This is a genomic window from Pseudomonas sp. Marseille-Q8238 (genome assembly GCF_965111915.1).
Genome location: NZ_CBCOPI010000001.1, coordinates 81,472 through 92,979, shown reverse-complemented (window position 1 = coordinate 92,979; position 11,508 = coordinate 81,472). Strand labels below are relative to the sequence as shown.

The 11,508-nt window shown below is 65.4% G+C and carries 7 protein-coding genes and 1 pseudogene; 6 read left to right on the top strand and 2 right to left on the bottom strand.

Annotated features, from left to right (window positions below):
• Positions 1–133 precede the first annotated feature (133 nt).
• On the bottom strand, positions 134–1,411 hold the full coding sequence (locus ACWPW0_RS00430; protein WP_454254094.1) for an MFS transporter: 1,278 nt from the start codon (positions 1,409–1,411) through the stop codon (positions 134–136).
• Between the two features lie 159 nt (positions 1,412–1,570).
• Here ACWPW0_RS00430 and ACWPW0_RS00425 point away from each other — a divergent pair, with 159 nt between their 5' ends.
• The 6 genes and pseudogenes from ACWPW0_RS00425 to ACWPW0_RS00400 all read left to right on the top strand — a co-directional run bounded on the left by ACWPW0_RS00425 (position 1,571) and on the right by ACWPW0_RS00400 (position 10,031).
• Entirely contained in the window at positions 1,571–2,695 is a 1,125-nt protein-coding gene (locus ACWPW0_RS00425) for a PilT/PilU family type 4a pilus ATPase (RefSeq protein WP_447587952.1), read from the top strand.
• Between the two features lie 431 nt (positions 2,696–3,126).
• Entirely contained in the window at positions 3,127–4,836 is a 1,710-nt protein-coding gene (locus tag ACWPW0_RS00420; protein ID WP_454254093.1) for a Na/Pi cotransporter family protein, read from the top strand.
• Positions 4,837–5,058: 222 nt separating this feature from the next.
• The gene (locus ACWPW0_RS00415) at positions 5,059–7,329 is read left to right on the top strand and encodes an EAL domain-containing protein (protein ID WP_447587948.1); all 2,271 of its coding nucleotides are present in this window, start codon (positions 5,059–5,061) and stop codon (positions 7,327–7,329) included.
• Positions 7,248–7,655: pseudogene (locus ACWPW0_RS00410) on the top strand (PAS domain-containing protein); the annotation flags it as partial. The gene ACWPW0_RS00415 and the pseudogene ACWPW0_RS00410, both read left to right, overlap by 82 nt.
• A 540-nt stretch (positions 7,656–8,195) precedes the next feature.
• Positions 8,196–8,948: a methyl-accepting chemotaxis protein gene (locus ACWPW0_RS00405; RefSeq protein WP_454256677.1), complete on the top strand. Its 753-nt coding sequence runs from the start codon at positions 8,196–8,198 to the stop codon at positions 8,946–8,948.
• 72 nt (positions 8,949–9,020) lie between these two features.
• Positions 9,021–10,031, top strand: a complete 1,011-nt coding sequence (locus tag ACWPW0_RS00400) for a DUF5924 family protein (protein ID WP_447595504.1) — start codon at positions 9,021–9,023, stop codon at positions 10,029–10,031.
• A gap of 250 nt (positions 10,032–10,281) precedes the next feature.
• On the opposite strand, the gene hmpA is transcribed toward ACWPW0_RS00400, so the two are convergent.
• Positions 10,282–11,463, bottom strand: coding sequence for an NO-inducible flavohemoprotein (gene hmpA, locus ACWPW0_RS00395; RefSeq protein ID WP_454254092.1), 1,182 nt, complete (start codon positions 11,461–11,463; stop codon positions 10,282–10,284).
• Between the last annotated feature and the right edge of the window lie 45 nt (positions 11,464–11,508).

Sequence of the window (11,508 nt, the reverse complement as noted above, 5' to 3'; positions counted from 1 at the left end):
CTGGGTCGCGGTGGCGAGACAAGCCCGAGTCGAGGTCGTATTTTCGATTTTCCGGGGGTAATAGCCAGCTATTTTCTCGCCGCCAGGCGATCCAGCCGTGCCCACGCCCGGCCTGGGTACGTGGGCGAGCCGCTCAAGCGGCCACCCGCTCGCGCTTGAACGCCAGCAAGGCCACGAAGAATGCCCCGGCAATGCCAACGGAAATCATCAGCCCGTGCGGGCTGACATAGGAGACCGTCGCCCCGGTGGCGATCGGGCCCAGCACACTGCCCACGGTGTAGAACAGGGCGATGGCGGTCATGGCGGTGGACACCTGATGTTCACCGACGCGATGGCCCGCTTCGATCACCGCCAGGGTATTCATGCCACCGATGGCACCGCCCCAGAGAAACACGATGCAGGCGGTAAGCCAGGGCAGCGCGCTACAGAAGGGAATGGCCAGCGTGCCGGCCACCAGAACCGCGCCGCAGATCAGTTGGCCGGTCTTGTAGGAGCTGTTGTCAGCCATCCAGCCGATGGGCAATTGCAGCAACGTGCCACCCAGGCCGAACACCGAAATCAGCACCGTGGCGGTGGCCAGCAGATAACCGGCGGACAGGCTGTAGCCGGCCAGGAACGACACCGTGGAGGTTTCCGCGAAGCCGGCAATGAATGCGCCGCACAGCGCCACCGGGATGACGCTGAACAATTTGCCGTGACGTTTCTCGGTCGGCAGCGGCGGCCGTGTGTCGTGCCTTTTCAGCACCACGGCCAGGCAGCCCGAGACGAACACGATGGCCGCGCAGGCGTAATAGGGCACGGCGCTGTCGACGCCAAGCAGCACCAGCAGCAGCGGGCCGATGGCGATACCCAGGCCCATCAGCGTTTCGTGGACGCCGATGGCCCTGCCCCGTTCGCGCTTCGAGGCCACCACGACGATCCAGGTGTCGCAGGCGATCCAGCGCAGGATCAGCCCCACGCCAAGCACGAAGTTCAACCCGAAGATGAGGTAGAGATTGCTCGTCAGCGTTATGCCGATCAGGGCCAGGATGGTCAGCCCGGCACTGACGAGGTTGGCGTTGACCAGCCCCCAATGGCCAAGCAGACGCGGGACGATCTTGTACAGCAGCAGAATCGCCAGCCACGAGGCACTGACCACCACGCCGATCTGCGCCGGCTCCACGCCTTTCTGCTCCAGGGACAGCGACAGCAGGGGCGTGACGGTGCCGATCTGCACGATCTGCGACAGAGCGGACAGGGTGTTTATCTGGGTCAGGGCAAGCCAGCGTTGCCGGTCGGAGAACGCTGGAGTGAGGCTTTCCATGAAAAGGCAGACCTTTTTGCACCAGGGCGACAGGGCAATGCTCATCGCAATATCGGCGGGTTTGCAGAGTAACCAGTCCGCTGCCGAGCCGCCCAATCCATCGCGCATAAGCACCTTACTTATCGGCATAGCGTCCAGCGACTCGCCGGCTGACTGGCTGCCGTACTGATAGGTGTACGGGCACCGCGCTGACCGCCGTACTCGTCAAAGCGCGCACGGTATCGCTATCCTTGGTCGCTTCATGGACCAACGCGGCGGAGCGATGGAATGACCGAGCACGGCAATCCGGTGGATGTTTTCCCTTATCTGCAACTGATGCATCAGCGCGGCGGCTCCGACATGTTCTTCAGCGTGGGCGCGCCGCCGCACATGAAGATCGAAGGGCACAGCCACCCGGTCGGCCAGTACGCGCTCAAGAGCGGCGACGGCCAACAGATGGCCTACCAGTTGATGACGCAGAAACAGATCGCCGAATTCGAGCGCGACCTGGAGATGAACCTCGCCGTCAGCCTGCAGAACACCGGGCGCTTCCGGGTCAACGTGTATTACCAGCGTGGCGAAGTGACCATGGTGGTGCGCCTGATCAAGAACCAGATTCCCGATTTCGCCAGCCTCGGCCTGCCACGCGTGGTGGAGAAACTGGCCCTGCAAGACCGTGGCCTGATCCTGGTTACCGGCGCCGCCGGTTCGGGCAAGTCGACCACCCTGGCGGCGATGCTCGACTACCGCAACCAGCACCGCAGCGGGCACATCGTCTGCATCGAAGACCCCATCGAATTCCTTCACGCGCACAAGCAGTCGATCGTCGACCAGCGCGAAGTCGGCCTGGACACCCACAGCTTCGCCGATGCCCTGCGCAACGTGCTGCGCGAGGCGCCGGACGTGATCATGCTCGGCGAGATCCGCGATGCCGCGACCATGCTCCACGCCCTGCACTATGCCGAGACCGGACACCTGTGCATCGCCACCCTGCACGCCACCAGCAGCAGCCATGCGGTGCAACGCATCGTGCGCTTCTTCCCCGACGACGCGCGCAAGCAGGTGCTCGCCGACCTGGCGCACAACCTCAAGGCGGTGATCGGCCAGCGCCTGGTGCCCGGCAAGACGCAAAAGCGCGTCGCTGCCATCGAGCTGATGCTCGGCACGCCTTACATCCGCGACCTGATCCAGCGCGACCAGCTGGAAGACCTGCGCGAAGCCACCGCACGCGCCCTGGAGCAAGGTCTGCAGACCTTCGACCAGCACCTGTTCAGCCTGCTCGAAGACGGCCGCATCGACCTGGCCGAAGCCCTCAAGCACGCCGACTCGCGCACCGACCTGAGCCTGCGCTTCAAGCTCGAGCGCGGCTTCAGCGCCGAGGATGCGGAACTGAAAGTGCTGCGTGATAGTTAAGGTCTTGATGGAGGGCGGATCGGCACAGTTGCGAACGCCATAACGGGTGGGCTAAAGCCCACCCCATGCAAAGGTAGGTTCGGTAGGGTGGGCTTTAGCCCACCAATCGATGCGTAATGAAACGCAAATGTCGAATGCCCGCCATTGCCTCGAAGAGGCCCGCTCAACGAGCTGTACTTGAAAACAAAATCAATTGGTTAAGGCGAGCCTCCTACAGGGCCCACGAAGCCTTGATGCGCTGGATACTCGCGGGCATGACCTGGACGCCCCCGCACGCCCCACAGAAAGCCGGTACGACCCATTGTGGTTGCGCCTCACAGAGCCACCCAATTACCACCGGAAACTGGCGAAATCCCACAGAGCGAACAAAGCTGCAATGAAGTGTTCACACACAACATTGCTTGGCTAAATCGTCGGGGAGCCGCTGTCGCATGTTGACCCTGCTCAATCTGCTGTCCTCCATCGCCCTGCTCGTGTGGGGTACGCACATCGTGCGTACCGGCATCCTGCGCGTGTACGGCTCGCAGTTGCGCCACATCCTCGCCCACAACATGCATAACCGGCTGATGGCCTTCGCCGCCGGCATCGGCGTCACCGCGCTGGTGCAGAGCAGCAACGCCACCGCGTTGCTGGCCACCTCCTTCGTCGGTCAGGGCCTGATGGCACTGCCGCCGGCGCTGACCATCATGCTTGGTGCCGATGTCGGCACGGCGCTGATGGCACGGGTGCTGACCCTCGACCTGTCCTGGCTGTCGCCGCTGCTGATCTTCCTCGGCGTGCTGCTGTTCCTCTCGCGCAAGCAGAGCCGCGTGGGCCAGGTCGGGCGGGTGGCCATCGGCCTGGGGCTGATCATTCTCGCCCTGGAGCTGATCGTCAGCGCCACCGAGCCCATCGCCCATGCCAATGGCATCGACGTGCTGTTCGCCTCGCTGACCGGCGACCTGCTGCTCGATGCCCTGGTCGGCGCGCTGTTCGCCCTGCTCACCTATTCAAGCCTGGCCGCCGTGCTGCTCACCGCGACACTGGTCGGTGCCGGCGTGATCGGCCTGCCGGTGGCCATCGGCGTGGTCATCGGCGCCAATATCGGCAGCGGTGTGCTGGCGCTGATCAACACCAGCATGCAGTCCGCCGCCGGGCGTCGGGTGGCCCTGGGCAGCCTGCTGTACAAGCTGATCGGCCTGTTGCTGGTGGTACCCCTGAGTACGCCGCTGGTGCACTGGATGAGCGAGCTGAAGGTCAGCCCGGCGACCCTGGTGATCGGTTTCCATGTGGCCTACAACAGCCTGCGCTGCCTGCTGATGTTGCCCACCGTCGGCCTGATGGCGCGCCTGTGCACGATGTTGTTGCCGGAGCGCGCGGTGGAAAATGGCGTGGCCAAACCCCGCCACCTCGACCAGACGGCACTCGATACACCGAGCCTGGCCCTGTCCAACGCCGTGCGCGAAACCCTGCGCATCGGCGACCTGATCGAACAGATGCTCGCGCGCCTGCTCGAAGTATTGCGCGAGGGCTCCAGCGAATCCGGGCGTACCATCCGCCGCCTGGATGACGATGTCGACGCCCTGTACAACGCGGTCAAGCTGTACCTGGCGCGCATGCCGCGCGATGACCTCGGCGAACACGACAACCGGCGCTGGGCGGAAATCATCGAACTGGCGGTCAACCTGGAGCACGCTGGCGACCTCATCGAGCAGATGGTCGGCAAGCTGCAGAGCCACAAGCGTCCACGCCACCAGGCTTTTTCCGACATGGGCCTGGAAGAACTCAGCGAGCTGCACGCCGACCTCACCGCCAACCTGCGCCTGGGCCTCAACGTGTTCCTCAGTGGCGACCGCATCAGCGCCAGCCAGTTGCTGCGCGAGAAACGCCGTTTCCGCCTGCGCGAGCGCAAGCTGGCTCACGCCCACGTCAACCGCCTCAGCCGCCAGGTGACCCAGAGCCTCGAAACCAGCTCCCTGCACCTGGAGCTGATCGCCGACATGAAGCGCCTCAACTCGCTGTTCTGCTCCAGCGCCTATGCCGTGCTGGAGAACGAGGACACCGGCGCCCTGCATGCCGATCTTGGTGACCCGATCGGTGAGCCCGCACCTGCCGCAGAGCCTGGCGACGCCTCCATGCACCTGCGCACCGCCCAGGACTGAACGCCCCGGCGCCAGATTCCAGCCTCCATCAGCGGCTTTTCCCCTTCGCGAAAGCCGGCCATTCGCCATCACTGAACTTGACCAGGATCAATAGTTGCTGACGGCATTCGCCTTATCGTCGACCGCCGCTCCACCTGCGCAGACCTCCTGCAGCCCCGCCAGCCGCGGCTGCAGAGCCCGCAGGCTGTGACGTATGGGCGAACTTAGGGAGAAGGAGGAACGATGGGCTCAGCCGAAGCGCTGCAGGAACTGATGCGCCGCATCGGCCTCGATCAGGACGAAGTCAGCGAACGCTGCCGCCTGCTCGATTGGCACTCGACCGACGCCCAGCGCCTGAACGACGCCGCCACGCTCATGGCACCCGCCCAGCAGGCATTCATCGACCGGCTCTACGAGCACCTCGATGACTTCACCGGGCCCTCCAACCTGCTGCATACGCCGGAGGTGGTGACACGCCTCAAGCACAGCCAGCTGGAGTACTACCAGCGCCTGTGGCACGGCCCCTACGATTGCGATTACGTCAGCAGCCGCCTGCGCATCGGCCTGATCCACCAGATCGCCGGCGTCGAGCTGAAGTGGTACCTAGGCGCCTATCGCCTGTACCTCGACGAGATGTTCGTCACCCTGCTCGGCGACCATCCCAATGCCGCGCTGTACGCCAGCCTGCTCAAGGCGGTGTTCTTCGACATGACCCTGGCTCTGGACACCTACAGCAGCGCCCAGCGCAAGGCCCTGGAGGACAGCGAGGCTCGCTTCGCCCGCGCCCTGCGTGGCGCCAACGACGGCATCTGGGACTGGCACCTGGAGCACGACCGTCTCTACATTTCCTCGCGCTGGGCCGGCATGCTCGGCCTCAGCCGTGACAGCCTCGGCGAGAGCAGTGGCGCCTGGTTCGCCCGCGTCCACCCGGACGACCTGCCCGGCCTGCGCCAGGCCATCGACGCCCACCTGCGTGGCGACACCGCCCTGGTCCATCATGAGTACCGCATCCGCCGGCGCAACGACGACTACCTGTGGGTGCTGACCCGTGGCGTGGCCGAGGAAGACAGCAGCGGCCAGCTGCGTATCGCCGGCTCGCAAACCGATATCAGCGCGCGCAAGGCGGTCGAAGAACAGCTGCGCCATGCCGCCCGCCACGACCCGCTGACCGGCCTGGCCAACCGTCTGCGCCTGGACGAATTGCTGTTGCAGGCCCAGCACCAGCTGCGCAAAGCCGGCGCGCGGCAGGCGGCCCTGCTGTTCATCGACCTCGACCGCTTCAAACTGATCAACGACAGCCTGGGCCACCCCTACGGCGACCGCGTGCTGGTCGAAGTCAGCCGGCGCCTGGCACTGTGCCTGCGCACCGGTGATCACCTGTTCCGCTTCGGCGGCGACGAGTTCGTCGTGCTGCTCGCCGACCTCGCCAGCGTCGACGATGCCGACCAGGTGGCGCAGCGCATGCTCGACAGCCTGCACCTGCCGCTGCACCTGGACGAACACACCCTGGTGGTCAGCGCCAGCATCGGCATCGCGCCTCTGCAGGCAAGCTCCGCCTCGCAGGATGCCCTGCAAGCCGCCGACCTCGCGCTGTACCGCGCCAAGCAGGCCGGCAAGGCGCAGTTCGCCCGCTACAGCGTCGAGCTGCAAGCCAGCGCGCGGCACCAGCTGGAGCTGGAAAGCGCACTGGGCCAGGCGCTCGACCGCCACGAATTCGTGGTGCATTACCAACCGATCTGCCGCATCGACCAGGACACGCCATACATGGTCGGCGTCGAAGCGCTGCTGCGCTGGCGGCATAACGGTCAATTGATTTCGCCGCTGGAATTCATCCCCTCGCTGGAGGAGTCCGGCGAGATCCTGCGGGTCGGTGACTGGGTGCTCGAACAGGCCTGCCGCCAGACCCGTGCCTGGCAACTGGCCGGCCAGCGCCAGCTGCGCTGCTCGGTCAACCTGTCCAACCGCCAGTTGCAGCAGGATGATTTCGTCGCCCGCCTTACCGATATCCTGCAGGACACCGGCCTGCCGCCAGCCAGCCTGGTGCTGGAGATCACCGAGACCCAGTTGATGCAGGACAGCACCGCGACGCTGATCACCCTGCGCGAGCTGGCCAACCTCGGCGTGCGCCTGGCGCTGGACGATTTCGGCACCGGCTACTCGTCACTCGGCTACCTCAAACGCTTCCCCCTGCACATCCTCAAGATCGACAAGAGCTTCATCAACGGCGTGCCGCAAGACGCCGAGCTGAGCGTGATCAGCCGCGCCATCATCGGCCTCGGCCACAGCCTGGGTCTGGAGGTGGTGGCCGAAGGCGTGGAGCGCCGCGAATACCTGGACTTCCTGCGTGACGAAGGCTGCCGTCTGGCCCAGGGCTACTGGTTCAGCCGGCCGCGCCCGGCCCAGGACCTGCAACGCCTGTTCAGTGGCGAGGAATGCTTCGAAGGGCTCTGGTGCCTGCTGCCGGAAACCCGTACCGCCGATCCCGTCAGCCCTCTCGCGGAAACCCAGCCATGAAGATCAACCTGCCGGTCAGCACGCGCCGGGTGCCGGTCGATGCCGCCGCCAACATTCTCTCGACCACTGACCTCAAGGGTGCGATGACCTATGCCAACCCGGACTTCATCGACATCAGCGGGTTCGACGAAGCCGAGCTGATCGGCCACAACCACAACACCGTGCGCCACCCGGACATGCCGCCCGCCGCCTTCGCCGACCTGTGGCGCACGCTGAAGAGTGGCCGACCCTGGATGGGCCTGGTCAAGAACCGTTGCAAGAATGGCGACCACTATTGGGTCAGCGCCTACGTCACGCCGGTGTGGCGCAATGGCGAAGTGGTCGAGTACCAGTCGGTACGCACCGCTCCCGATGAAGCCCTGATCGAGCGTGCCGAAGCACTGTATGGACAGCTGCTGGCCGGCCATACGCCCCGTACCCTGCGCCGTGCGCGCTGGTCGGCGGTCCAGCGGCTGGCGGCGCTATGTGGCCTGCCGACCGGGCTGGGCGCATTCGCCCTCGGCCTCGCCGGTGCGCTGCCCATCGCCGCCACGGCCGCTGTCAGCCTGCTGCTCGGCGCCGGGGTCGGCGTGATCGTGCTCTATGCCCTGCGCCCTCTCAACGTCCTCACCGAACAGGCCCGGGCAGTGGCTGACAACCCGCTCAGCCAATGGCTGTACACCGGACGCAATGACGACTTCGGGCAGATCGCCTTCGCCCTGCGCAGCCTGGAAGCCGAGGCCGGCTCGGTGGTCGGGCGTATCGCCGACTCGGCGCGCCAGCTCAACCTCGATGCCGGAGAGCTGGCCGCGGCGGTCGACAGCAGTGGCCACGCCACCCTGCGCCAGCAGAGCGAGACCGAGCAGGTCGCCAGCGCCATAGGCGAAATGGCGGTCAGCGTGCAGGCGGTGGCCCAGCATGCGCAGCTCAGTGCCAGCGCCGCCAGCGAGGCCGACCAGGAAACCGGCAGCGGCCTGTTGCTGGTCGAGCGTACTCGCCAACTGATCCTGTCCCTGGCCGAGGAGCTGCAACAGAGCAACCAGGTGATTCACCAGCTGGAAGTGCACAGCCACGAGATCAACAAGGCCCTGGAGGTGATCCAGAGCATCGCCGAACAGACCAACCTGCTGGCGCTCAATGCCGCCATCGAAGCCGCTCGCGCCGGCGATGCCGGACGCGGTTTCGCCGTGGTCGCCGACGCCGTGCGCGGGCTGGCCTCGCGCACCCAGCAGTCGACCGCAGAAATCCACGCCATCATCAGCAGCCTGCAGCAGGGCACTGGGCATGCCGTGGCCGCCATGGATCGCAGCCAGCAACAGGCGCAGGTCAGCGTCGAGCAGGCCCTCGAAGCGGCCCGCGCGCTGGGCGGCATCACCCAGCGCGTTGGCCAGATCAGCGACATGAGCGTGCAGATCGCCAGTGCCGTGGAGCAGCAGAGTGCCGTCGGCGAGGAAATCCAGCGCAGCCTGTGCGGCATCCGCGAGGCCAGCGACAGCAACGTCGCGGCCAGCAGCCAGAGCCGCATCAGCGCCGAACATGTCGCGGGGCTCGCCAGTCACCTGCAACTGCTGGTCGAGCAGTTTCGCGGCCGCCACCTGCGTACGGCCAAGCCGCTGCTGACGCCTGTCGATGGCCGGTAACCAACAGGCTGTTAACGCCCTTGAGCGGGCATGCGATCATTCGCGCCCCTTGCCGTGTTGCCGCGCCCGACCATGCCCCACTGGAAAACCCTGCCCACCCGCCTGATCACCCTGCTGCAACGCTATCCAGGGTTGATCGCCCTGTGCGGCTTCGTCTCCGGTATCGCCAGTTTCTTCCTGGTCGACCGTCAGGAGGGGGTGGGCCGGGTCATCGCCATTCTGATGTTGCTGAGCTGGGTCTGGCTGTTGTTCGAAGGGCTGCTCACCCGCAGCGCCGCACGCTGGCTGGGCATGGACATTCCGCCGGTGGTGCTGCGTTACCTGACGCAGCTGATCCACCAGGAAAGCCTGTTTTTCGTCCTGCCATTTTTCTTCGTCACCACGGCCTGGAACAGCGGGCAACTGGTGTTCACCAGCCTCCTGGGCATCGCCGCGCTGCTGGCGATCATCGATCCGCTCTACTACCGCTGGCTGGCGCCGCGGCGCTGGCTGTACCTGGGCTATCACACCCTGACGCTATTCGCCGTGCTGCTCACCGCCCTGCCGCTGATCGTCCACCTGACCACCGCGCAGAGCTACCAATTGGCCCTCGGCGCGGCCCTGCTGCTGTCCCTGCCGAGCCTGGCCAGTTCGCTGAAGCTGAAGCGCCTCTGGCACTGGCTGGCCCTGCCGGGGCTGATCGCCGTGCTCGGAGTGGTCGGCTGGCTGGGCCAGCGCTGGATTCCGCCCGCCACCTTGTGGCTCACCGATGTGGCGGTGACCGCGCAATTCGACAACCAGAATCGCGCGCCCGGCGACAGCCTGGAGCAGATCAGCGAACGCGACCTGCGCAGCCAGGGCCTGTATGCCTACACCTCGATCAGCGCACCGCGTGGCCTCAACGAGCGCATCTACCACGTCTGGCAGCGCGATGGCGTGGTGGTCGACCGCATCGCCCTGGATATCCGTGGCGGGCGCAAGGCCGGTTATCGCGCCTGGACCCACAAGCGCAACTTCCCCTCCAAGGTGGTGGGCGACTGGCAGGTGCTGGTGCTCACCGAAGGCGGCCAGCAGATCGGTATCCTGCGCTTTCGTGTCGACTAGGGGATGTTGACGTTTCGCCTTAACTCATTGAATCGGATGGAAACATATTTCAAATCCAGCCCCCGAACGGGCCTCTTCGAGGCAGTTGTGGACACCGCAGTTGGTGGGCTAAAGCCCACCCTACAAAGTCTGAGTCCCACGTAGGGTGGGCTTTAGCCCACCAATTGGCGCGTCATGAAACGTAAAGGTCGAACGTCCGCAACTGCCTCAATCCGGCCATCCATGCCGGAACGTCAACAGCCCCTAGTTCTCAGTCCCCCAGCGCCGCCGCCGGGCCAAAGAACTCGTAACGGATCTGCGCTGGCGGCACGCCGAGGTCGTGCAGATTACGCTTGAGCGCGGCCATGAACGGCTTGGGTCCGAGGAAATAGACATCGGCATCACGCTCGGCGGGCAGCCAGCTTTTCAGACGCTCCGCTGTCAGGCGGCCATGGGCATCGGCGCCATCGTTCGGGCGCTGGTCCTCCAGGCAATAGAAACGCTGCACCTGCGGATGGGCCGCGACCAGTTCGTCCACCCGGCTGGCGAAAGCCTGCACACCCGCATGCCGCGCACAGTGGATGAAACGGATCGGCCGCCCGCTGGGTGCAGCCGCTTCCAGCATCGCCAATAACGGAGTGATGCCGACCCCGGCACCGATCAGCACCAGCGGCTTGCTCGAACGATCCAGAACAAAGTCGCCCGCCGGGGCGAACAGCTCCAGCTCGTCGCCTTCGCCGACGCGGTCATGCAGGTGGCTGGAGACGCGCCCGCCCGGCTCGCGCTTGACGCTGATACGGTACTCGCGACCGTTGGCCGCCGCGGACAGGGAGTAGTTGCGGCGCACTTCCTCACCCTCCAGCTGCAGGCGCAGGCCGATGTACTGGCCGGGAATGAAGTCGAGCACGGCGCCGCCGTCGGCCGGCTGCAGATGGAAGGACACGATCTCTTCGCTTTCCCGCACCCTGCGCGCCACCCGGAACAGCCGACCGCCGCGCCAGCCACCCAAAGCACGTTCGGTGGTGGCGTAGACCTCCTCCTCGGCGCTCATCAGCAAGTCGGCCAACTGACCGTAGGCCGCGCCCCAGGCAAAGATCACCTCATCGGTGGCAACCTCGGCGCCGAGTACCTCGCTGATCGCACGCAACAGGCAGCTGCCGACGATCGGGTAATGCTCGGGAAGAATCTGCAGCGATACATGCTTCTGCACGATCTGCCCCACCAGCGGGCCAAGCTCCTGCAGGCGATCAATATGCCTGGCGTACATCAGCACGCCATTGGCCAGGGCACGGGGCTGGTCACCGCTGGCCTGGTGCGCCTGGTTGAACAGCGGACGCACCTGTGGGTATTCGCTCAACATCAGGCGATAGAAGTGGGTGGTCAGTGCTTCGCCACCGCTTTCCAGCAGCGGTACGGTGGCCTTGACGATGGCAATGTGTTCGTTGGACAACATATAAGATTCCTCTTGCACGCAGGATTGTTCTGCAGGAGCCTTATC